General features: G+C 70.0%; 24 protein-coding genes. 10 read left to right on the top strand and 14 right to left on the bottom strand.

Annotated features, from left to right (window positions below; all coding sequences use genetic code 11):
• Positions 1–55 precede the first annotated feature (55 nt).
• From LMU33_RS26185 to LMU33_RS26160, 6 genes are all read left to right on the top strand, one after another.
• Positions 56–577, top strand: coding sequence for an Lrp/AsnC family transcriptional regulator (locus LMU33_RS26185; RefSeq protein WP_228623050.1), 522 nt, complete (start codon positions 56–58; stop codon positions 575–577).
• 19 nt (positions 578–596) lie between these two features.
• Positions 597–1,961 carry an aspartate aminotransferase family protein gene (locus LMU33_RS26180; RefSeq protein ID WP_228623049.1) on the top strand — a complete coding sequence of 455 codons (1,365 nt, stop codon included), beginning with the start codon at positions 597–599 and terminating at the stop codon, positions 1,959–1,961.
• Positions 1,962–2,157: 196 nt separating this feature from the next.
• Positions 2,158–2,904, top strand: coding sequence for an ABC transporter ATP-binding protein (locus LMU33_RS26175; RefSeq protein WP_228623048.1), 747 nt, complete (start codon positions 2,158–2,160; stop codon positions 2,902–2,904).
• Positions 2,886–4,403, top strand: coding sequence for a hypothetical protein (locus tag LMU33_RS26170; RefSeq protein WP_228623047.1), 1,518 nt, complete (start codon positions 2,886–2,888; stop codon positions 4,401–4,403). The genes LMU33_RS26175 and LMU33_RS26170 overlap by 19 nt, the downstream gene beginning before the upstream one ends.
• Positions 4,404–4,500: 97 nt before the next feature.
• Positions 4,501–4,908 (top strand): VOC family protein, encoded by a 408-nt coding sequence (locus tag LMU33_RS26165; protein ID WP_228623046.1) that lies wholly within the window; start codon positions 4,501–4,503, stop codon positions 4,906–4,908.
• 237 nt (positions 4,909–5,145) lie between these two features.
• Positions 5,146–5,802: an LAETG motif-containing sortase-dependent surface protein gene (locus LMU33_RS26160; protein WP_228623045.1), complete on the top strand. Its 657-nt coding sequence runs from the start codon at positions 5,146–5,148 to the stop codon at positions 5,800–5,802.
• A 70-nt stretch (positions 5,803–5,872) separates the two neighbouring features.
• Here the strand turns inward: LMU33_RS26160 and LMU33_RS26155 are convergent, their stop codons facing one another.
• The 5 genes from LMU33_RS26155 to rlmN all read right to left on the bottom strand — a co-directional run bounded on the left by LMU33_RS26155 (position 5,873) and on the right by rlmN (position 11,826).
• Positions 5,873–6,670 carry a maleylpyruvate isomerase family mycothiol-dependent enzyme gene (locus LMU33_RS26155; RefSeq protein WP_228623044.1) on the bottom strand — a complete coding sequence of 266 codons (798 nt, stop codon included), beginning with the start codon at positions 6,668–6,670 and terminating at the stop codon, positions 5,873–5,875.
• Positions 6,671–6,695: 25 nt separating this feature from the next.
• The gene (locus LMU33_RS26150; RefSeq protein WP_228623127.1) at positions 6,696–7,715 is read right to left on the bottom strand and encodes an ABC transporter ATP-binding protein; all 1,020 of its coding nucleotides are present in this window, start codon (positions 7,713–7,715) and stop codon (positions 6,696–6,698) included.
• 56 nt (positions 7,716–7,771) lie between these two features.
• Positions 7,772–9,373 carry an ABC transporter permease gene (locus LMU33_RS26145; RefSeq protein WP_228623043.1) on the bottom strand — a complete coding sequence of 534 codons (1,602 nt, stop codon included), beginning with the start codon at positions 9,371–9,373 and terminating at the stop codon, positions 7,772–7,774.
• Positions 9,374–9,417: 44 nt separating this feature from the next.
• Complete coding sequence (locus tag LMU33_RS26140; protein ID WP_228623042.1) at positions 9,418–10,491, bottom strand: thiamine ABC transporter substrate-binding protein; 1,074 nt, start codon at positions 10,489–10,491, stop codon at positions 9,418–9,420.
• A gap of 228 nt (positions 10,492–10,719) precedes the next feature.
• Complete coding sequence (gene rlmN / locus LMU33_RS26135; RefSeq protein ID WP_228623041.1) at positions 10,720–11,826, bottom strand: dual-specificity RNA methyltransferase RlmN; 1,107 nt, start codon at positions 11,824–11,826, stop codon at positions 10,720–10,722.
• Positions 11,827–12,212: 386 nt separating this feature from the next.
• On the opposite strand from rlmN, the gene LMU33_RS26130 reads away from it, so the two are divergent.
• Together LMU33_RS26130 and LMU33_RS26125 are read left to right on the top strand one after the other, a co-directional pair.
• Positions 12,213–12,686, top strand: a complete 474-nt coding sequence (locus tag LMU33_RS26130) for a hypothetical protein (RefSeq protein WP_228623040.1) — start codon at positions 12,213–12,215, stop codon at positions 12,684–12,686.
• A gap of 8 nt (positions 12,687–12,694) precedes the next feature.
• Positions 12,695–12,871 (top strand): hypothetical protein, encoded by a 177-nt coding sequence (locus LMU33_RS26125; protein WP_228623039.1) that lies wholly within the window; start codon positions 12,695–12,697, stop codon positions 12,869–12,871.
• Between the two features lie 297 nt (positions 12,872–13,168).
• On the opposite strand, the gene LMU33_RS26120 is transcribed toward LMU33_RS26125, so the two are convergent.
• Positions 13,169–13,480 (bottom strand): hypothetical protein, encoded by a 312-nt coding sequence (locus LMU33_RS26120; RefSeq protein ID WP_228623038.1) that lies wholly within the window; start codon positions 13,478–13,480, stop codon positions 13,169–13,171.
• Between the two features lie 867 nt (positions 13,481–14,347).
• Positions 14,348–14,554 (bottom strand): hypothetical protein, encoded by a 207-nt coding sequence (locus LMU33_RS26115; protein WP_228623037.1) that lies wholly within the window; start codon positions 14,552–14,554, stop codon positions 14,348–14,350.
• Between the two features lie 273 nt (positions 14,555–14,827).
• Here LMU33_RS26115 and LMU33_RS26110 point away from each other — a divergent pair, with 273 nt between their 5' ends.
• Positions 14,828–15,481 carry a YceI family protein gene (locus tag LMU33_RS26110; RefSeq protein WP_228623036.1) on the top strand — a complete coding sequence of 218 codons (654 nt, stop codon included), beginning with the start codon at positions 14,828–14,830 and terminating at the stop codon, positions 15,479–15,481.
• Between the two features lie 20 nt (positions 15,482–15,501).
• On the opposite strand, the gene LMU33_RS26105 is transcribed toward LMU33_RS26110, so the two are convergent.
• The 6 genes from LMU33_RS26105 to rpsB form a co-directional block, all read right to left on the bottom strand.
• Complete coding sequence (locus tag LMU33_RS26105; RefSeq protein ID WP_228623035.1) at positions 15,502–15,948, bottom strand: SRPBCC family protein; 447 nt, start codon at positions 15,946–15,948, stop codon at positions 15,502–15,504.
• 126 nt (positions 15,949–16,074) lie between these two features.
• Positions 16,075–17,238, bottom strand: coding sequence for a phosphatidate cytidylyltransferase (locus LMU33_RS26100; protein ID WP_228623034.1), 1,164 nt, complete (start codon positions 17,236–17,238; stop codon positions 16,075–16,077).
• A complete protein-coding gene (frr, locus tag LMU33_RS26095) occupies positions 17,238–17,795 on the bottom strand; it encodes a ribosome recycling factor (RefSeq protein WP_228623033.1) in 558 nt (185 codons plus the stop codon). Before frr ends, LMU33_RS26100 begins: the two co-directional genes overlap by 1 nt.
• A gap of 175 nt (positions 17,796–17,970) precedes the next feature.
• Complete coding sequence (gene pyrH / locus LMU33_RS26090; RefSeq protein WP_228623032.1) at positions 17,971–18,729, bottom strand: UMP kinase; 759 nt, start codon at positions 18,727–18,729, stop codon at positions 17,971–17,973.
• 204 nt (positions 18,730–18,933) lie between these two features.
• On the bottom strand, positions 18,934–19,770 hold the full coding sequence (gene tsf, locus LMU33_RS26085) for a translation elongation factor Ts (RefSeq protein ID WP_228623031.1): 837 nt from the start codon (positions 19,768–19,770) through the stop codon (positions 18,934–18,936).
• Between the two features lie 174 nt (positions 19,771–19,944).
• Positions 19,945–20,823, bottom strand: a complete 879-nt coding sequence (gene rpsB, locus LMU33_RS26080; protein ID WP_228623030.1) for a 30S ribosomal protein S2 — start codon at positions 20,821–20,823, stop codon at positions 19,945–19,947.
• Between the two features lie 273 nt (positions 20,824–21,096).
• On the opposite strand from rpsB, the gene LMU33_RS26075 reads away from it, so the two are divergent.
• Positions 21,097–21,681, top strand: coding sequence for a murein hydrolase activator EnvC family protein (locus LMU33_RS26075; protein ID WP_228623029.1), 585 nt, complete (start codon positions 21,097–21,099; stop codon positions 21,679–21,681).
• A 95-nt stretch (positions 21,682–21,776) separates the two neighbouring features.
• Here LMU33_RS26075 and LMU33_RS26070 read toward each other — a convergent pair whose 3' ends face one another.
• Positions 21,777–22,334, bottom strand: coding sequence for a TetR/AcrR family transcriptional regulator (locus LMU33_RS26070; RefSeq protein WP_228623126.1), 558 nt, complete (start codon positions 22,332–22,334; stop codon positions 21,777–21,779).
• Positions 22,335–22,467 lie beyond the last annotated feature (133 nt).

Raw genomic sequence — 22,467 nt, 5'->3', positions numbered from 1 at the left:
AGAGTCTCAAACAACGAATTTCATCGATCGGGGCTTGCGAAACTGTCGAGACCTCGTGCACAGTGAGGTCGTGGCCAGTCGAAGCGCAGACCAGAGGGACTCCACCCGCGAGTCCAGGAACGGCGGCACCCCCCAGCTGGATGCCGTCTCCCTCGCCATCATCCAGCAGCTCCAGGAGGACGGCCGCAGGCCGTACGCCGCGATCGGCAAGGCGGTCGGGCTCTCCGAGGCGGCCGTGCGCCAGCGCGTCCAGAAGCTGCTGGACCAGGGCGTGATGCAGATCGTCGCCGTCACGGACCCGCTCACCGTGGGCTTCCGCCGGCAGGCGATGGTCGGGATCAACGTCGAGGGCGATGTCGAGTCGATCGCGGACGCGCTGACCGACATGTCGGAAGTCGAGTACGTGGTGATGACCGCGGGCTCGTTCGACATCCTCGCCGAGATCGTCTGCGAGGACGACGACCACCTGCTGGACGTCATCAACAAACGCATCCGGTCCCTGCCCGGCGTGCGCTCCACCGAAAGCTTCGTCTACCTGAAGCTGAAGAAGCAGACCTACATGTGGGGAACCCGATAACCGTGAGGACCCGATAACCGTGAGCACCAAGGACCTCAGCCGCACCGCGTACGACCACCTGTGGATGCACTTCACCCGCATGTCCTCGTACGAGAACTCCCCCGTTCCGACCATCGTCCGGGGTGAGGGCACCTACATCTACGACGACAAGGGCAAGCGCTACCTCGACGGTCTCGCGGGTCTGTTCGTGGTCCAGGCCGGTCACGGCCGTACGGAGCTCGCCGAGACCGCCTTCAAGCAGGCCCAGGAGCTGGCCTTCTTCCCGGTGTGGTCCTACGCCCACCCGAAGGCCGTCGAGCTGGCCGAGCGCATCGCCGACTACGCCCCGGGCGACCTGAACAAGGTCTTCTTCACCACCGGCGGCGGCGAGGCCGTCGAGACCGCCTGGAAGCTCGCCAAGCAGTACTTCAAGCTGGTCGGCAAGCCCACCAAGTACAAGGTCATCTCGCGTGCGGTCGCCTACCACGGCACCCCGCAGGGCGCCCTGTCCATCACCGGTCTGCCCGGCCTGAAGGCGCCGTTCGAGCCGCTCGTCCCGGGCGCGCACAAGGTGCCGAACACCAACATCTACCGCGCCCCGATCTTCGGTGACGACCCGGAGGCCTTCGGCCGCTGGGCCGCCGACCAGATCGAGCAGCAGATCCTCTTCGAGGGCCCGGACACCGTCGCCGCGGTCTTCCTGGAGCCGGTGCAGAACGCCGGCGGCTGCTTCCCGCCGCCGCCCGGGTACTTCCAGCGCGTGCGCGAGATCTGCGACAAGTACGACGTGCTGCTCGTGTCGGACGAGGTCATCTGCGCCTTCGGCCGCCTCGGCACGATGTTCGCCTGCGACAAGTTCGGCTACGTTCCGGACATGATCACCTGCGCCAAGGGCATGACCTCGGGCTACTCCCCGATCGGCGCCTGCGTCGTCTCCGACCGGATCGCCGAGCCGTTCTACAAGGGCGACAACACCTTCCTGCACGGCTACACCTTCGGTGGCCACCCGGTGTCCGCCGCGGTGGGTCTGGCCAACCTCGACCTGTTCGAGCGCGAGGGCCTGAACCAGCACGTGCTGGACAACGAGGGCGCCTTCCTGCAGACCCTGCAGAAGCTGCACGACCTGCCGATCGTCGGCGACGTCCGCGGCAACGGCTTCTTCTACGGCATCGAGCTGGTGAAGGACAAGAACACCAAGGAGTCCTTCAACGAGGAGGAGACCGAGCGCGTCCTGTACGGCTTCCTCTCCAAGGCGCTGTTCGACAACGGCCTGTACTGCCGCGCCGACGACCGCGGCGACCCGGTCGTCCAGCTCGCCCCGCCGCTGATCTCCAACCAGGAGACCTTCGACGAGATCGAGCAGATCCTGCGCGCGACGCTGACGGAGGCATGGACCAAGCTCTGAGCCTGATTCGTCCGATCAGCTGATCTGTACCGGCCCCGGTGCCGCCCGTTCGAGTGAGAACGGCGGCCCGGGGCCGTGTGCTGTCCGGCCTCCCGGTGACGGCTGCCTAGCGTTCCAGTGACCGATCGGCCCAGCCTTCGTTCCCCCGGACGAGGGAACAGGCACGGGAAAACGGATCAGAACGAGGTGTGCAGCCATGGAGGCCGAGGCCCCGCCGGACAACGACGTGCTCTGGGCACGCTCCCTGCACTTCAGGCACCCCGACGGCTCCCCCGGGCTCGCCGGGGTCTCGCTCGGCGTGCGCGAGGGCGAGATCCTCGCCGTCACCGGACCGCGCGGCAGCGGCAAGACGACCCTGCTGCGGTGTCTGTCCGGCCTGGTACCGGTGCGCAGCGGCGAGGTGTGGTTCAACAGCGCGCCCCTGCACACCCTGGGCCCGATGCGCCGGGAGCGGCTGCGCCGGGACCGCTTCGGCTGGATCGACCCGGCGCCGGTCCTGGTCCCCGAGCTGAACGCCTGGGAGAACGCCGCCCTGCCCCTCATGCTGCGCGGCGCCGGCCGCCGCAGGGCCAAGGTCGCGGCGCTGGAGTGGCTGGAACGGCTCGACGTCGGCGACAGGGCCCGCAACCGCCCGCACGAACTCCAGCAGGCCGAGCGCCAGCGTGTCGCCATCGCCCGGGCGCTGGCCCCGGCCCCCACGGTCCTGTTCGCCGACGAGCCCACGGCTCCGCTGCACCGCGCCGACCGCAACCACGTGCTGCGCACCCTGACCACGGCCGCCCGCTCGCACGGCATCACCGTGGTCCTCGCCACGCACGACGCCGACAACGCCGCCCTCGCCGACCGCACCGTGGCCCTGCTGGACGGCCGGCGCGTCAGCACCGTGCACCTGCCCGACGCCCCCGAGACGGAAGGCCGCGCCGCGTGGTCGCTCTCCGTCTGACCCGGGCGGCCCGGCCCGCCGTCCAGCTGCGCCGCCTGCTGGTGGCCGCGGCCTCGGCGGGCACCGGCTTCCTCCTGCTGTCCTGCTTCGGTTACGCCCTGAACCACCCCGAGGCCGCGGACGCCGCCGCGCCGCGGCTGGCCTGGTGCACGGTGCCGCTCGCCGCGACGGTGTACTTCGCGATCGCCGTCGCGCGCACCGACCCCGGCGCCCGGCCGCTCACGGGCCTGTCCGCCGTGGGCCTCGGTCCGGCGCGCCTGATGGCGGTCTCCGCGCTGACCACGGCGCTGTCCTGCACGCTGGGCTCACTGCTGGCCCTGCTGGTCTTCCTCGACCTGCGCGGCGATCTCACGGGCATGCCCTTCGACGGCGCGGCGGCGGGCTTCCTGGCGGCGGGCCGGCACCTTCCCGTCCCGGCGACCCTGACCCTGCTGGGCGTGGTCCCGGCCCTCGCCTCGACCACGGTGGCCCTGGCCCTGCGCCCGACGGACCCCCGCCCCGCCGCCCCGCTCCTGCGCAGGTACGGCCCCTTCGGGGCGTACGGCTCCTCGATGGCGCGGGAGACGTTCGGGGCGTACGGGAGGTTCGGGGCGCGGTTGCGGCCGGGGGCCGGGGACGCTCGCGGCAAGCACGCACGGGACAGGCACGGAAGGGACGAGCACGTACAGGACGAGCAGGGTCAGGACGAGCACGTACAGGACGGGCAGGCAGAGGACAAGCACGGGCCGGTGGACGACGGCGAGCGGCCCGGTCGTCGGCCCGCGGGCGCACGCGACGACGGCGCGCAACCCCCTCCGCACGCCGGGGACGGCCGTGCCGCCGGGGCGGCTCCCGGCCCCGGGCAGGGCGGCACCCCCACGACGCCCGGCAACTCGACCGACCCCGAACCCCCGATGCCGGAGGGCGACCTGGCCGACGTCCTTCCCGGCCCCCGGCACACCGCCCCCATCGGTCTGCCCTGGGGCATCGCCCTGCTGGCCACCGGCCTCGCGGTCCAGTCCTACGCCGACCGCGCGCACGCCGCCGTGCTCCTCGGCTGGCTCCTCACCGCGACCGGCCTGGTGCTGGCCGCCCCCGGCCTCACCCACCTGTGCGGCCGTCTTCTGCAGTCCACCCGCCCCGGCGCCCTGCGCCTCCTGGCCGGCCGGGTCCTCATGGCGGAGGCCATCCGCATCGGCCGCCCCCTGGGCGTCGTCTGCGCGGTCGCGTCCGCCGGTTACGCCATGACCACGCTGCACGCCGGCTCGGCACCGGCGTTCGGGCCCCTGACCACCCTCGGCGCGCTGCTCGTCACCGGCTGCACGGTCGCCACCCTCCTCACCGCGGCCGTGGAGACCCGCCAGTGCCGGGCCGACACGACCGCCGCGCTGCTCCGTCTCGGCGCCCCCGCCTCGATGCTGCGCACGGCCGCGGCCCTGCGCGCGGCGGCCCTGCTGGCGCTGTTCGGTCCGCTCACCCTGGCCGTCGCCGCGCTGGCGGCCCTCCCCGTGAACCGCTGAAAAAAGATCTCCGGCGACCGATGAGTTCTCCCGGGGCCCCTGGTCTACCCCATCGAACACGCCGACCCCAGCACGAACCACCAGGGAGAGAGCCCTCATGTACCAGCAGATGATCTTCGTGAACCTGCCCGTGAACGACCTCGACGCCTCGAAGAAGTTCTTCACGGCGCTCGGCTACACGATCAACCCGCAGTTCAGCGACGAGAAGGCCGCGTCCGTGGTGATCAGCGACACCATCGTCGCGATGCTGCTCACCAAGCCCTTCTACGCCACGTTCACCGAGAAGGAGATCGCCGACGCCACGAAGACCAGTGAGGTACTGGTCGCACTGAGCGCCGAGAGCCGCGAGAAGGTGGACGAACTCGTGGACAAGGCCCTCGCGTCGGGCGCCACCCCGAGCGGCCACACCCAGGATCTCGGCTTCATGTACGGCCGCGCCTTCGACGACCTCGACGGCCACACCTGGGAGGTCATCTGGATGGACCCGGCGGCGGTCCAGGGCTGACCCGCCCCGCCGCCCAAATCGTCGTCAAACGTCACGGTGATTAATAAGCAGGCAAAGTCAACGGCCGCTGGTGGCATATGCGTTGACACTCTTACGGAGCGCTTATAAACCTGTGAGCCTCTTGGGGGTGCTGGGGCACTCACCTCATCCGGTGCCTCAACGCCCCCTGAACCCCCCGCAGTTGCACTCTGTAAAGGACAAACGTTGTCCATAACTCACCGTGGCGTACGCCGTTCCGTGCGCATTCTGGGTGTTGCCTCCGCCTCGGCCGCGGTCGTACTGGGGCTGTCCGGCTCCGCGCTGGCGTGCACCATCAGCGACTTCAAGGCCGAAGCCAAGTGCGACGGCAACAAGGGCGTCATCGTCGTCACCGACACCGATGCCTCCGCCACCCCCGCGACCATCACGGTCTACCGGGAGAACGCCGGCGGAGTCGAGAAGCAGATCGGTCAGCAGAAGGTCACCGGATCGGCCCAGGGCGCCCAGGTCACCTTCTCGGAGAACTGGCAGCCGAAGGCGACGTACCGTGTTCACGTCACGGCCGGCCGGGTCGACCAGGACCTCCAGAACCTGCTGACCACCCCGGCCCTCGCCTGCAAGACCGACAGCCCGACCCCGACGGCGTCGGCCCCCTCGAAGCCGACGCCGACGCCGACGACGTCCGCCCCGGCCGAGTCGGCGACCCCGACCCCGTCGGCCTCCGCGTCCAGCTCCGCCCCGGCGGGCACGGTCGGCAACGCGCCGACCCCGGCGGCCGGTGACTCGAACCTCGCCGAGACCGGTGCCGGCTCCAACACCGGCCTGATCGCCGGCATCGCGGGCGCGCTGGTCGTCGTCGGCGGTGGCGCGGTCTACTTCGGCATGCGCCGTCGTGGAGCCCGCGGCAACGGCTGACGCCCTTCCGCAACAGGTACGACGCCGCGGCCCGTCCCCCTATCCCCAGGGGACGGGCCGCGGTTGCGTGTCAGCCGAAGCTGGCCTGCTTCAGCCAGAACTCCAGCAGCTCACGCTCGCCGAGAACCTCGAGGCCGGGGGCGTCCAGCGGCAGCCGGTTGTAGAAGGCGAGCAGCACGGAGGTGAGCGGGCCGCGCAGGGCGACCGTGGCCTTCTCATGACCGCGCCGCCAGCTGACGCCGTCCTCGCCCAGCTCGATGAGCCACTCGGCGTCCAGCGCGGGCGCGGTGTCGGTGGCATGCAGATGGATGCTGCGGCCCGGACCGCGCAGCCCGGCGGCCCACTCCCGCGTCCCGGAGCGCTGCACCCACTCCACGATCTGCAGCCACTCGTCCAGCGCGTCGACGGCGACCTCGGGCGCGACCTCGTAGGGCGCCCCGACGGTGAGCGCGGCGTCCGCGCGGTGAACGGTGATCTCGTGGGTCATCCGGCGGGCCCAGAACCCGCTCGTGGCCATGCCGGTCCAGGACCACACCTTGGCGTCGGGACCGGCCTCGCGCAGTGCCCCGACGACCAGTTCGCCGGTCTCCGCGAGCCATGCGCCGAGGGCTGCCGCGTCCCCCTCGGCGTCCGGACCCGCACCGAGCGGTACCTGCTCGTGCGGGACCATCTCCTGGGCCCGGGTCCGCACGAGTGTGGCCGTCCAGCGCAGGGCGCCTCCCATGTGCCGTACGAGCTGCTCCAGCGTCCACTCGGGGCAGGTCGGCACGGTGGCCGTCAGATCGGCGCCGGAGGTCACCAGGGTCCTGAACCTGCCCACCTGGTCGGCGATCTCGTCGCAGTAGCGCTCATGCGCAAGCAAGGTCATGGCCCTCACCCTAGGGGCGCGTCGATCAGTCGAGCACGACGATTTCGGCCGCGTCGAACTCCACGCCCACCCCGTCCCCGGCCTCGGGTGCCTCCCGCAGCGCGCAGGCCGCCTCCAGGCGCGGCCCGTCTCCCGGCTGGAGGTGTACGGCGACATGGGTGCCCTTGAAGGTGCGCGCGGTCACCGTGCAGGGCAGGCCGCTGTCGGCCGGCACGAGCCGTACTCCGGCGGGCCGGACCAGCAGCGTGCGGCTGCCCTGCGGGGAGCCGTCGGGGACGGGCAGCTTGCCCCAGGGGCTGTCGGCGACCGTACCGGCGACGGTCGCCGGGACCACGTTGTCGAAACCGAGGAAGCGGGCCACGAAGGCGTCGGCGGGCCGCTGCCACACCTGAAGCGGCGTGCCGGACTGCGCGATCCGCCCGTCCCGCATCACCACCACCCGGTCGGCCAGCGCGAACGCCTCGCCCTGGTCGTGGGTCACGGCGAGCACGGTGGTGCCCAACCGGCCGAAGAGCTCCCGCAGTTCGACCACCAGGCGTTCGCGCAGCGAGCGGTCGAGCTGGCCGAGCGGCTCGTCCAGCATGAGCACCCGGGGCCTGGGGGCGAGCGCCCGGGCGAGGGCCACGCGCTGCTGCTCGCCACCGGACAGGGAGGCCACGGCCCGCCGCGCGGCCCCGGGCAGCCCGACCAGGTCCAGCAACTGCCCGACCTCGGCGTCCCGTTGCCCCCTGGCGACGCCGTGCATGCGCAGCCCGAAGGCCACGTTCGCGCCGACGTCCCGCTGCGGGAAGAGCTGGTGGTCCTGGAACATCAGGCCGACGCCCCGCTTGTGCGCGGGCACGCCCGACTGGTCGCGCCCGTCGAGCAGGACCCGGCCGTCGGACAGGGGCTGGAGCCCGGCGACCGCCCGCAGCAGGGTCGACTTCCCGCTGCCGCTGGGGCCCAGCACACACACCACCTCGTGCTCGGCGACGTCGAGATCGACCGCGTCGAGCACGGACCGCCCGCCGAAGCGCACGGTCGCGGCATCGAGGCTCAGCAGCATCGAGAACTCCCCGGTCCGGTCAGCGGCATCGGGACTCCCCCGTTCGGTCAGCGGCATCAGAACTCCCCCGTCCGGTCGGTGCGCAGCCGCTCCAGGAGCAGCAGCGCGGCGGCGCACACCACCATCAGGATGGTCGAAAGGGCCATCGCCTGGCCGTAGTTGAGGTCTCCGGGGCGGCTGAGCAGCCGCGCCACGGCGACCGGAAGCGTCGGGTTGTCGGGCCGGGCGATGAACACGGTCGCCCCGAACTCTCCGAGCGAGACGGCGAACGCGAACCCGGCCGCGACCAGCAGTGCCCGCCGCACCATCGGCAGATCGACCTCCCGCCACACCCGCCAGGGCGAGGCCCCGAGCACGGCGGCGGCCTCGCGGAGCCGTGCGTCCACCGCGCGCAGCACGGGCAGCATGGTCCGTACGACGAACGGGGCGCCGACCAGCGCCTGGGCGAGCGGGACGAGGATCCAGGACTGTCTGAGGTCCAGCGGCGGCTTGTCCAGCGCGATCAGGAAGCCGAAGCCGACGGTCACGGCGGAGACGCCGAGCGGCAGCATCAGCAGCGCGTCGAAGCCCCGGACCAGCCGTCCGGCGTCCCGGCGGGCCAGCGCGGCGGCGGCGAGCCCCCCGATCACGACGGCGATGGTGGTGGCGGCGACGGCGTACTGCAGAGAGGTCCACACCGCGTGCACCGGCGCCACCAGGAACGTACCGCCGTCCGCGTTCGTCAGGGCCCGGTAGTAGCCGAAGCCCGGCGCGTCCAGGGAGCGGCGGACGAGGACGGCGAGGGGCAGGACGAGCAGCAGCGCGACGGTGACGAGGACGCCGGCGAGCAGGGCCCACTGCCCGGCGCCGCGCGGGCGGCGGGCGGTCGCCCCGGGGTCGACCAGCCGCAGCGCGGCCTCCCGGCGCCGTACCGTCCAGGCGTGCACGGCGAGGATCGCGCCGACGGCGGCGAACTGGACGAGGGTGAGGACGGCGGCCGTGGAGAGGTCGAAGACCTCGGAGGTCTGCCGGTAGATCTCCACTTCGAGGGTGGAGAAGGTGGGGCCGCCTAGGATCTGGACGACGCCGAAGGAGGTGAAGGTGAACAGGAACACCATCAGCGCGGCGGCGGCCACGGCGGGCGCGAGGGCCGGGAGGGTGACCTTGCGCCAGGCAGCGAGCGGAGACGCGCCGAGCATGCGGGCGGCCTCCTCCTGCCGGGGGTCGAGCTGGGACCACAGCCCGCCCACGGTCCGTACGACGACGGCGTAGTTGAAGAAGACGTGGGCCAGCAGGATCGCCCACACCGTGGTGTCCAGCCGTACGCCCCACAGTTCGTCGAGCAGCCCGCCGTGCCCGACGAGGGCGAGGAACGCGCTGCCGGCGACGACGGTCGGCAGCACGAACGGCACGGTGACGACGGCCCGCAGCACCTGCTTGCCGGGGAAGTCGAGACGGGCGAAGACGTACGCCGCGGGCAGTGCGAGCAGCAGGGTGAGCGCGGTGGAGGCGAGCGCCTGCCAGGTGGTGAACCACAGCACGTGCCGGATGTCCGGCTGCGTGACCACCTCCGCGATCCGCCCCCACTGCCAGACGCCGTCGGCCTTCAGGCCGCGCGCGACGATCGCGGCCACGGGCCAGGCGAAGAACAGCGCGAAGAACGCGACGGGCAGGGCCATCAGCCCGAGCCGCGCCGCGCTCCCCGTACGGCCCTTCCGGGACGCTACTTCAGTACGAGCGAGGTCCACGACTTGACCCACTGGTCACGGTTGGCGGCGATCTTGCCGGGGGCCATGGTCTCGGGGTGCTCGGCGGCCTTGCCGTACTCGGTGAACTCGGCGGGCACCTTCGCGCCCTGCACCACCGGGTAGACATACATGTTCAGCGGCATGTCCTCCTGGAACTCCCTGGAGACCAGGAAGTCGATGAACGCCTTGGCGCCCTTGGGGTTCTGGGCGTTGCCGAGCAGCCCGGCGAACTCGATCTGCCGGAAGCACGTGCCGTACGACACCCCGGTCGGGGCGGTGCCGGGCCGCTTCTTGGCGTAGATGACCTCGGCGGGCGGGGAGGAGGCGTACGACACGACGAGCGGCCGGTCACCGCCGGCCTTCCTGCCCTCCGACGAACCGGAGAACTCCTGGTAGTAGGCCTGTTCCCAGCCGTCGACGACCTTGACGCCGTTGGCCTTGAGCTTCTTCCAGTAGCCCTGCCAGTTGTCGTCGCCGAACTGGGCGGCGCTGCCGAGCAGGAAGCCGAGGCCCGGCGAGGAGGTGGCGGCGTTCTCGGTGACCAGCAGGTTCTTGTACTGCGGCTTGGCCAGGTCGGCGAACGTCTGCGGTGGAGTCAGACGGTGGTCGGCGAAGTACTTCTTGTCGTAGTTGACGCAGATGTCGCCGTAGTCGACCGGCGTGACCCGGTGCCTGTCCTTGTCGAGCTGGAAGGCGGCGCCTGTCTTGTCGAGGCCCTTGGCGGTGTACGGCTGGAAGAGGCCGTTGTCGAGGGCGCGGGACAGCAGGGTGTTGTCGACGCCGAAGAAGACGTCGCCCTGCGGGTTGTCCTTGGTCAGGATCGCCTTGTTGACGGCCTGCCCGGCGTCGCCGTCCTTCAGGACGTGGACCTTGTACCCGGTCTTCTTCTCGAAGTCCTGGAGCACGTTCTTGGACACGGCCCACGAGTCGTGGCTGACCAGGGTCACGGACTTGGAGTCCGCCGACGACTTGGCGTCCGTCGATCCGCACGCGGACAGCGTGATCAGGCCGAGCCCGACCGCCACGGCCACGAAGGTCTTGTTCTGCACTGGATCCTCCTGGGGTTGGCCAGGAAGAGACGCGGCCCTGCCCCGGCCCTTACGGAAAGGACCCGGGCAGGGCGCAACAGCTTGAGTGATGACCGAACTCCCTACCCAGAATGACCTGGGCGAGGTTCAGAGGGTCTGCGGCCCTGTCCGCCGCACTCTCAGCGCTGTGGCGCTCCCCTGTCGGAATATGAAGGTGTCTGGATATGAAGATATGTGGACCGGCCCAGATTACCGCTCGGTGGCCGCGAGCTGACCACAGGCTCCGTCGATCTCCTGGCCCCGGGTGTCCCGGACGGTGACGGGCACACCATGGGCGGCGATGGCCTCGACGAACGCCTTCTCGTCCTCGGGCCGCGAGGCGGTCCACTTCGAGCCCGGCGTCGGGTTCAGCGGAATGAGATTGACGTGCACGGGCTTGCCCCTGAGCAGCCGCCCGAGCCGGTCCCCCCGCCACGCCTGGTCGTTGATGTCGCGGATGAGCGCGTACTCGATGGACAGCCGGCGCCCGCTCTTCTCGACGTACTCGAACCCGGCGTCCAGCACCTCGCGCACCTTCCAGCGGGTGTTGACGGGAACGAGGGTGTCGCGGAGTTCGTCGTCGGGGGCGTGCAGGGAGATCGCGAGCCGGCACTTGAAGCCCTCGTCGGCGAACCGGTGGATGGCCGGCACGAGCCCGACGGTGGACACGGTGATGCCGCGCTGGGACAGTCCCAGCCCGTCCGGAGCCGGATCGGTGAGCGCCCGAATGGCACCCACGACCCGCTTGTAGTTGGCGAGCGGCTCACCCATGCCCATGAAGACGATGTTGGAGAGCCGAGCAGGCCCACCGGGCACCTCCCCGTCCCGCAGCGCCCGCATCCCGTCGACGATCTGATGCACGATCTCGGCGGTGGACAGGTTCCGGTCGAGCCCCGCCTGTCCGGTCGCGCAGAACGGACAGTTCATCCCGCACCCCGCCTGCGAGCTGATGCACATGGTGACCCGGTCCGGGTACCGCATCAGCACCGACTCCACGAGGGTCCCGTCGAACAGCCGCCACAGCGTCTTGCGGGTCGTGCCCTGGTCGGTCGACAGATGCCGGACGACGGTCATCAGCTCGGGGAACAGCGCGTCCTGGAGCTTGGCACGCGATCCGGCGGGGATGTCGGTCCACTGCTCCGGGTCGTGCGCGTAGCGCGCGAAGTAGTGCTGCGCGAGCTGCTTGGCGCGAAACGGCTTCTCACCGATCTCGGCCACCGCGTCCTTGCGCTCGGCGGGGGTGAGGTCGGCAAGATGCCGCGGCGGCTTCTGAGCACCGCGCGGGGCGACGAAAGTGAGTTCTCCGGGCTTAGGCATGGCTGTACCAGTGTCGCAGATCCACTTGGGTGACCTGAGGGTGTCGCCGACTACGGCCGTCGTTGGCAGTCGTCACCGTCAGCACTGAGCGGCGTCGGACGGCACAGGGACGAGCGCTTGAGCGTTATCGCGTCATCAAATGGCGGAAGATCCCATCGAGCAGTGCCCCGTCCCGCCAGTCCCTTCCAGGTCGATGCAGCTCACGGACCTCCGGGGAATGACCGAAACCCTACGTCTGACTCAACAAATCGTTCGAGACTGTCCGTGTCGGTTCCATAGGGTTCATGACCATGACATTACTCGCGAGAGGGCGCATATCCGCCGCTGTCGGGACACTCCTGCTGACGCTGGGAGCCGCACCGGCCGCGCATGCCGCCGGAACTGCCATGGTCGAAGGTCACCGGGCAGTACCGGGAACGCAGGTCATCGAGTGGGGCAAGACAAAGGACGGAAAGCCGTACCACTTCACCTACCGCGCCAGTCAGCCGAAGCCGCGCACGATCGCAGCCGCTGCCCACTGCTCGATCTACATCTCCGATGTCAAGTTCCACGGGGCCGGCGCCGGCGCCTGGTTCCAGTGGGAGACGTCCCAGATATGCAGTGGGAACTACGGGTGGCAGTACATCCGGACCCAGATGTGGCGCAGTTCCTGGAGCGGCCCGCGCGGCTACACCCCCTGGCACCAGTCGCCGAAGACGACGAAAAGCACCGTCGACTACGGATGGTCGGCCGACTGCAACGATGGCGGCGGCACCTACACGTACTATCCCGTTATGAAGGGTGTGGCCAGCTTCGGGTCCAGCCCTACGACTCGGTCGGACAACGACCTGCGCAAGAACTGCGGTACGTACCGGCCCTAGGAGGAGCCATGCCCGACGTGCCCCGGAAGTACTCCCCCGAAGGAACACCGCTCGCCCCGCTGTCGGACTGGCAGCACGTGCCGAGCGTCGACCACTCGGCGGACACGCCGGCGCTGGTGCGGTGGTGGCGGCACCTGAGGGACGTGATGCCGTGGCCGCGTCGGGCACACCGCCTGACGCACTGACCACCGCAGAACTTCCAGGCCCCCCGTCAGCCGTGACGGGGGGCCTTCGCCGGCCAGGACCACCGACTCCGTACATCACGCCGGCGACGTCGAGGCGACGGGCGCCGGCCGACAGCGAGGACGGCGCCCGTTCGAGACCGGGGCTTTGAGGTCTGTGCTCATCCTTGTCAGGTCGATCACGGGGATGCGGCAACGTCGCCCAACCGGCACTGAGCCCCGGTCGACCGGCCACTGAGGTCCAGTTGCTGCGCCCCCCGTAGGCCGTCGAAACGGGCATCACCGTTGCCCTGCCGGGATTCACCGCGTGGCCTCTTCGAGCCACCCCGCGGGGAAGAACGGCGTGGGGATCAGTGCCGCGAATGCGATCTGGGCCAAGACCTGGAACGCCAGGGGTTCGCCGGCGCTGCTCGCAAGAAGGGGCCAAGCACAGACGACCAGCGGAAGGGCAAGCAGCACACGGAACCGGACCGTCTCCATCCGGCTGTGGACCCAGACCGCGAAAACGGCGATGAACAAGGTGGGAATACCGATGATCAGCAGCATGCCCATGCCCAGCGTCATGATCTCCAGGAAGCCGTCTTTCCACCAGACGGTCTGCGAGATGGCCACCCACGCTGCGGTGTGGAGGAGCACATATGTGAGCACACACCGCCCCATTCGCCCGAGGATGTACCCAAGCCTGCGGGCGGCTCCCATCTCTGCCCCCACCTCTGCCCCCATCCCTGCCCCCATGTCCGAGCCCCAGATTTGAACGCGTTCAACATAGTGCACTGGTCGCCTGACGGCAGGGGCTGAGTGACCCGCTGCTCACCGCCACGCTTGCGGCCGCCGGCCTCGTCACACGTTCCGTGAGAGCGTCAAGTGGCCGTCAGAGGCAGGAGATTGACGCCATGCAGGACACAGTCGCAGTCGCCTTGATCACGGCGCTCTCCACACTCTTCGCGGCCGGCTTGACCGGGGCCATCACCCTCCGGTTGCAGCGTCGGCAGGCTGCAGCTGAAGGACTGCGTGCCCGTGAGGACGCTCGTCGCACGGCGTATGCCGGCTTGCTCTCCGCATCGACGGAAACATGGTCGCGATCGACGAGATGTGGAAACTTGTACCGCCGCACAACATGAACGACCCGATGGGCCCGGAGGCCGGCGAAGGCCTGGCGGCTCTCAAGCGACTCGACCAGCCCTCCATGCCGCCTGCCTGCACGGCTCACCGTCCATCGACATGGAGGCAGCAGAGCTCTACTCCCGCGCATACAAGGAGTTCGAGCCCCCAGCTCCACGATGCGCTTGTTGAGACGCACCGCCTTCACAGCCGCAGCACGACAAGCGATCGAGAATGCGGGCTGACGGCCCAGGGACGGCCCGGCCGCCGGAAGCAGGAAGGCTCCGTGACCTGTGACCGCCGGCTCGTACGGCGGCCGCCCGATCAGGGGGAGGGCTCAGCCGAGCACGGCTGAGCCCTCCTGGTTCGATGTGCCACTCAGATGCAGGGGACGTTGGCGTAGCCCGGGTAATAGAAGCGCCCCGCCGGACCAGCGCTGTGGATGCAGCGGTCGAGGCTGGGGCTCTGGGGCTTCGGGCTCTCGGTGGCGGCGGTCGCGGTCGGAGCGACGAGGAGGGTCACCCCGAGGATCATTACCGCCACCGCCGATTTCTTGCCCGGCATGCGCCTCCGGACTGTCTTCATTGCCGCCCTCCTTCGGGTCGGGACGGGAGCGCCGTGGGGTTCACAGGGCGACGGTTCGGCGCTCGCTGTTCCGCATATCGTCATATGCCGCAGGCATGGCGTCAACAGCCCAAATCGGAAATTAGCCATTAAAACTGGCTACTCCACCGATGTCGCCGATCCGATGGGGTGGCCTCTGAGAGCTCCGGGGGCTGTGAAGTTCTGCTGACGAACGGTCGGGTTTCCTGGTCGGACCTTGTCTCGCCCCTCGGCCTGGCGTTAACCACATGAAGCATGAACCTTTTCGGCCGCAACTCCTCCCACCGGCGCGCGCAGCCGTCCGCCGCAACTCCCGTGGCGACCGCCGCGCCGGTGGCCCGTGCCACCGCCGTTCTCCCCGATCCCGATCTGGCGGGCCTCACCGGCGAGTGGCTGATCGATCCGGCGCACAGCAGGATCGGGTTCTCCGTGCGGCACGCGATGGTGACGACGGTGCGGGGAGCCTTCAGCGAGTACGAGAGCCGCCTCTACTTCGACGGCCGCGACCCGGCCCGCTCCCGGGCCGACATCGTGCTGTACACGGCCAGCGTCGACACGGGTGTCGAGCAGCGCGACGCGCACCTGATCGGCCGGCAGTTCCTGGACGCCGGCGCGCACCCGCGGATGACCTTCACCAGCACGGCCGTGCAGCTCCTGGGCGAGGACGTCTACCGCATGACCGGCGATCTCACGATCAAGGACATCGCCCGCCCCGTCGACCTGGAGCTCACCTACATCGGTCATGTCATCGACGCGTTCGGTGACGAGCGGGTCGGCTTCGACGGCACCACCACCATCAACCGCTCGGACTGGGGGCTGACCTACGACGCCCGGCTGGCCCAGGGCGGGGCCATGGTGAGCGAGAAGGTCCGCCTCCAGTTCGACATCGCCGCCATCCGGGCCACCTGAGAAACGCCCGGCGACGGGGCCTAGCCGGCGGTGTGCTCCAGCCGCTCCTTGAGCAGCCGCTCGTTCTCCGGCAGTTCCCTGCGGACCTGGGGGCGTACGACGAGGGGGACAAGCACCCTGCCGAGACCGTGGCCCTCGAAGTCCAGGTCCATGGTCACGCGGGTACGGCCGTCGGGGAGCGGGGTGACCTCGCCGTGGACCTTTCCCCGGACCGGACCGTCAGTGCCCCGCATGCTCCATGAGCGCGGTGGCTCGAACTCGGTGACCCGCATGGTCAGCGGGACGTCGCGGCGGCCCACGTGGCGGGTGATCCGGACCCGCGACCCGAGTCCGAAGGGACTGTCGTCGAGCTGCTCGACCGACACCGCGCTCTTCTGCCACTCCGGCAGGTGGGACGGGTCGCTGAGATACGCCCAGACCTCGCCGGGAGACCGGTCGACGTCGATCTCTTCATGGAAGGCGGACATGACGGCCTCCTTTTCCGGAGAGGGGGCTTACATCCAGCATCGTCCCACCGCCAGTGCCGTACGACCAATGCCGAAGGCCCCCGCCCTCGGACAGGACGGGGGCCCGGAAGCCGTACGACACGACGCTCACGCGGAGCCGACGAACACCACCAGCAGCAACCACACCACCGGCGCAGTGGGAAGCAAAGAGTCGAGGCGGTCCATGATGCCCCCGTGGCCGGGGAGCAGGGTGCCCATGTCCTTGATGCCCAGGTCACGCTTGATCATGGATTCGCCGAGGTCGCCCAGCGTGGCGCTGGCCGCCACCGCGAGGCCCAGCAGCAGGCCCTGCCACCAGGTGCCGTCGTCGATGAGGAACTCCATGCACAGCGCGCCCGCGACCATCGCGAACAGCACCGCGCCCGCCAGGCCCTCGCGGGTCTTGCCGGGGCTGATGCGCGGGGCCAGCTTGTGCCTGCCGAACCGCCAGCCGACCGCGTACGCGCCGGTGTCGCTCACGACCGTCAGGAGGAGGAAGGTGAGGACCCGCCACGGTCCGTCGGACGCGGTGAGCATCATCGCCACGAACGTGGCCAGGAAGGGCACGTAGAACGCCGCGAACACGCCCGCCGTGACGTCCTTGAGGTAGCCCTCCGGCGACTCCGTCATGCGCCAGACCAGAACCGCCAGCGCGGTCAACGCCATCGCGACCCACGCGCCCTCGGCGCCGCGCACATACCCCGCGACGACCATCGCCGCACCGCCGACCGCCAGCGGCACCAGCGGCGCGTTGATCTCCTTGCGTTCCCGCAGCCTGCTGGTCAGCTCCCACAGGCCGACGACGACGGCGACCGCGATCACACCGACGAAGAGAGCCTTCTTGACGAACAGGGAGGCGACGATCACCACACCGAGCCCGACACCGACGCCTATGGCCGCGCTCAGGTCACGGCCCGCGCTCTTCTTCTGCGGCGCTGGGGCCGGCTGGTGGGCGTCGGGCATGGGCTCCGGATTCTGGTTCTCGGCCGGGAGGGTGCGGGCCTGCGGGGGCTCGGGGTGGAACTCGTCCTGGAATTCCTGGAACAAGGAGCCGCTGCGCCGAGCGGTCCCCCGGTCGCCGTCCTGGGCTGAGCCGTACGCGGGTTCGTCGGGCACGATGGGCATGGGGCGAGTCTGGTGCGCCTCAGGCGCATCGTACGCGGGACCCGCCGGGACGGCCCCCGGGGCAGGCTGGGCAGGCCCGCCCTCGGCGGGCCCCCAGTACCCGGCCTGGCCCACCGACGGCGGCGCCCCCCAGGATGAGTCGCTCATCAGACTTCGAGCAGCTCCGATTCCTTGTGCTTCAGGAGCTCGTCCACCTGGGCGACGTACTTCGCCGTGGTGTCGTCGAGGTCCTTCTCCGCACGGCGGCCCTCGTCCTCGCCGATCTCGCCGTCCTTGATCAGCTTGTCGATGGCGTCCTTGGCCTTGCGGCGCACGGAACGGATCGAGATCTTCGCGTCCTCGCCCTTGCCCTTGGCGACCTTGATGTACTCGCGGCGGCGCTCCTCGGTCAGCTCGGGGAACACCACCCGGATGATGTTGCCGTCGTTGCTGGGGTTGACGCCCAGGTCGGAGTCGCGGATCGCCTGCTCGATGTTGCGCAGCGCGCTCTTGTCGAACGGGGTCACGACCGCCATGCGCGGCTCCGGCACGGAGAACGAGGCTAGCTGGTTGATCGGCGTCGGGGCACCGTAGTAGTCGGCCACGATCTTGTTGAACATCGCCGGGTGCGCACGGCCGGTGCGGATCGCGGCGAAGTCCTCCTTGGCGACCACGACGGCCTTCTCCATCTTCTCCTCGGCCTCGAGGAGGGTCTCTTCGATCACCACTTGCTCCTGCGTGTCTTGAGTAAGGCCCGGCTGCGGTTCCTCTGGCGGGCGGCGGCCGGCTGCGTCGCGTCTTCTTCCTGCACGGTTCCCGACCGGCAGGACATTGTCCATCCCCCGGCCAGGGTGAGGCCCCCTTACGGGGCCGCGCGCCTCCGGCCGGGTTGATGCCGGGTCAGTCCCGGCTGCCCTGGTCACCCACCAACGTGCCGATCTTCTCACCCTTGACGGCGCGGGCGATATTGCCCTCCGCGAGGAGTTCGAAGACGAGGATCGGGAGCTTGTTGTCGCGGCACAGCGTGATGGCGGTGGCGTCGGCGACCTTGAGGTCGCGGGTGATGACCTCGCCGTAGCCGAGGGCGTCGAACTTGACGGCGTCCGGGTTGGTCTTGGGGTCGGAGTCGTAGACCCCGTCCACGCCGTTCTTGCCCATGAGCAGCGCCTCGGCGTCGATCTCCAGGGCGCGCTGGGCGGCGGTGGTGTCGGTGGAGAAGTACGGCATGCCCATACCGGCGCCGAAGATGACCACGCGGCCCTTCTCCAGGTGGCGCACGGCGCGCAGCGGGATGTACGGCTCGGCGACCTGGCCCATGGTGATGGCGGTCTGCACCCGGCTGTCGATGCCCTCCTTCTCCAGGAAGTCCTGGAGGGCGAGGCAGTTCATCACGGTGCCGAGCATGCCCATGTAGTCGGAGCGGGCGCGGTCCATGCCGCGCTGCTGGAGTTCGGCGCCGCGGAAGAAGTTGCCGCCGCCGATGACGACCGCGACCTGCGCGCCGTCCCGTACGACGGCCGCGATCTCCCGGGCGATCTTGTGCACCACGTCCGGGTCCACGCCCAGGCCCCCGCCACCGGAGAAGGCCTCTCCGGACAGCTTCAGCAGAAACCGGCCGCGTACTTTGCCGTCGTCGCTCTTCTGGGCCTTGGTGGTCATGGGAGATCCCGCCTCTTTCACGTGTTGCACATACGAAGAAGGCCATTGCCGGTGGGGTCGCTTTTCGCTCCCATGCGCGGCAATGGCCTCCTCGTCAGATCTGCTGCCGTCCGCCCCACCCCGGGGTGTGGCGGTGTGCGCGGACGACTGCTGTCGACCCTACCGAGAATTTCCCGTGGGTCGCGCGTCGATCGCGGAACGGGCTCAGATGCCGACCTTGATGCGCGAGAAGCGCTTCAGGGTGACACCGGCCTCGTCCAGCACCTTCTGGACCGACTTCTTGTTGTCCAGCGCGTACGGCTGGCCGAGCAGCGTGGCGTCCTTGAAGAAGCCGTTGAGACGACCCTCGACGATCTTGGCGATCGCGGCCTCGGGCTTGCCCTCGGCGCGGGTCGTCTCCTCGGCGATGCGGCGCTCGGACTCGACGACGTCGGCCGGCACCTCCTCCTTGGAGAGGTACTTCGGCGCGAAGGCGGCGATGTGCTGGGCGACGCCCTTGGCGACCTCGGCGTTCGGCTTGTCGAGCTCGACCAGGACACCGATCTGCGGGGGCAGGTCGGGCATGGTGCGGTGCATGTAGGCCAGCACGAAGCCGTCGGAGAACTGCGCGAAGCGGTCCAGGACGATCTTCTCGCCGAGGTTGGCGTTGGCCTCGTCCACGAACGCCTGGACGGTCTTGCCGGGCTCGATCTCGGAGGCCAGCAGGGCCTCGAGGTCGGCCGGGGAGCTCGCGGCGACGTGCTCGGCGATCTTGTTGGCGACGGCCTGGAACTTCTCGCCCTTGGCGACGAAGTCCGTCTCGCACTTCAGCTCGACCAGGACGCCGGAGGAGTTGTCGTCGGCGATGATGGAGACCACGGCGCCGTTCTCGGCGGAGCGGCCCTCGCGCTTGGCGACGCCCTTCTGGCCCTTGATGCGCAGCGCCTCGACGGCCTTCTCGACGTTGCCCTCGGCCTCGTCGAGCGCCTTCTTGCAGTCCATCATGCCGGCGCCGGTGAGCTCACGGAGCTTCTTGACGTCGGCGGCGGTGTAGTTCGCCATGAGTCTGTGAGTCTTTCTCGAAGTCTGGGAGATCTTCAGATCCGCACGGTTGCGTTCCACATGTAGCCGCGGAGCGCGTACGTCGTGCCGACCTACGGGTGAACAGCGGGGGTGGACTTCACCGCGCCCAAGGCGCTGTGGGATGCAGTACCACCCCCGCCGTCAACGCTGACGTCAGGCCTGCTCGCCCTCGGCGGCCTTCTCCTCGGCCGGAGCGGCCTCGGTGGCGGCCTCGGCGGCGGGCTCGGTGGCGGCCTCGGCAGCCGGAGCCTCGTCCTTCTTCTCACCCTCGAGCAGGTCGCGCTCCCACTCGGCGAGCGGCTCGCCCGCGGCCTTCTCGCCCTTCTCGCCGGTGGCGACGCCGGAGCGGGCGATGAGGCCCTCGGCGACGGCGTCGGCGATCACACGGGTGAGCAGGGTGACGGAGCGGATCGCGTCGTCGTTGCCCGGGATCTTGTAGTCGACCTCGTCGGGGTCGCAGTTGGTGTCGAGGATCGCGACGACCGGGATGTTCAGCTTCCGGGCCTCACCAACGGCGATGTGCTCCTTCTTGGTGTCCACGATCCAGACGGCGCTCGGCACCTTCTGCATCTCGCGGATACCGCCGAGGGTCTTCTCCAGCTTGGCCTTCTCGCGCGAGAGCACGAGAAGCTCCTTCTTGGTCAGACCGGACGCGGCGACGTCCTCGAAGTCGATCTGCTCGAGCTCCTTCAGGCGCTGCAGACGCTTGTAGACGGTCGAGAAGTTGGTGAGCATGCCGCCCAGCCAGCGCTGGTTGACGTAGGGCATGCCGACGCGGGTGGCCTGCTCGGCGATGGCCTCCTGCGCCTGCTTCTTGGTGCCGACGAACATGACCGTGCCGCCGTGGGCGACGGTCTCCTTGACGAACTCGTAGGCGCGGTCGATGTACGACAGCGACTGGAGCAGGTCGATGATGTAGATGCCGTTGCGCTCGGTGAAGATGAAGCGCTTCATCTTCGGGTTCCAGCGACGGGTCTGGTGACCGAAGTGGACGCCGCTCTCCAGCAGCTCCCGCATCGTGACGACGGCCATGGCCGTATCTCCTTGAGTTTCTCGGTTGTGCCGCGGATGCCGGACGGCTCCCGCGCCTGACGCCCGCGACGCGCCTTGCCGCTGAGGACCGAGAGGCGCTGACACCGACCGCTTGACGGCCTGGTGTCGGGGCGTGCGAAGTCGACCCGGTGACCCGGATCGCCAGAAGAAGTGTACGGGACCGCCGGGGCACCGGGTGACGCCGCTGTCCACAACCGGTGAGTTGTCCACAGTGTCCGGCCGTGATCGGCGGGGGTGCGGGACGGTTGTCCCATGCGAGAAGCGATGCGATATGTCCTGCTGTCGATGGTTGTGCTCCTCGGCCTGGCACCGGCCGCCCTGGCGCCCTGCCGCTCCTGGGCGGACACCCCGTCCCCGGCCCCCGCACCGCCCCCCGCGGCCCCGGTCCCGGCCGTCGCGCACACCTGGCCGGTGGGCGTCCGCCCCCTGGTGTTACGGGGCTGGGAGCCGCCGGCGACGGTGTACGGCCCCGGTCACCGGGGCGTGGACCTGGCAGCACCGCCCGGCTCCGGGGTGCGGGCGGTCGCACCCGGCCGGGTGGCCTTCGCGGGCCGGGTGGCCGGACGCGGGGTCGTCTCGGTCGACCTGACGGGCACGGATCTTCGTACGACGTATGAACCGGTGACCGCGTTGGTGCGAAAGGGGGACGAGGTGGGGGCGGGAGAGACGGTGGGCACGCTGGACCCGACGGCCGCCTCCCACTGCCCCACCACGTGCGTCCACTGGGGCCTGCGCCGCGGACGTTCCTACCTGGACCCGCTGTCGTTGCTGCCGCCGTGGCTCCTGCACAGGGGGCCACCGAGACTGCTGCCGGTGCTGGGGGTACCGCTGCCGTAGCTGCCCAGCCGCGGCCGGTCAGCGGCCCCGTCCCCGCCCGGCGACGGCACAGGGCACCCTGCGGGCACCGGGACGCAGCCCGGCAGCAGCGAGCCTCAGCCCTTCACACCCCGCAGCGCCATGGCCACGGCCGCATCCGTGACCACCGCGGGATCCTCCGCCGCCCCCAGTTCGATCCGCCGCACCGCCGCGTCCACGACCCCCTGCAGCAACATGGCCGCGAGCCGGGGCTGCTCATGCCCCATCTCCCCGAGCGCCTCGGCGATCATCGTGACGAGCCCGCCGTGCGCCGCCCGGATCTTCTCCCGCGCCCCGGCGTCCAGCTCACTCGCGGAGATGGCGACGACCGCCCGGTGCCGCCGGTCCCCGACCAGCGCCAGTTGCTGCCGCACATACGCCTCGACCTTGCCCTCGGCGGACGCGGCCCGCTCCATCGCGGCCGCCACCTCCGCCGCCCACAGCGGAAAATCGACCTCGCACAGCTCCTCGACCACCGCGGCCCGCGACCGGAAGTACTCGTACACGGACGAGCGCGCCAGCCCGGTCCGCTCGGCCAGCGCGGGAAACGTCAGCGCTTCCGTCCCGCCCTCGGACAACAACGACCGGGCCGCGTCCAGCAGGGCGGCTCGCTGCATCGACCGGTGCTCGGCCACGGAGGCCGCTCGAATCCTTGGCACGTCAACCACTTTACGGACGCCCCCACCCGAACGGGAGCCGCTCTCCCCCATGACGCCGGCCGCACCACCCGAACCACCGATCCGGTCACCCGAACCGTCGATCCGGTCA

Origin of the sequence: Streptomyces barringtoniae (assembly GCF_020819595.1) — a bacterium.
Taxonomy (GTDB): Bacteria; Actinomycetota; Actinomycetes; order Streptomycetales; family Streptomycetaceae; genus Streptomyces; species Streptomyces barringtoniae.
This window is presented reverse-complemented; position numbering and strand designations above follow the sequence as displayed.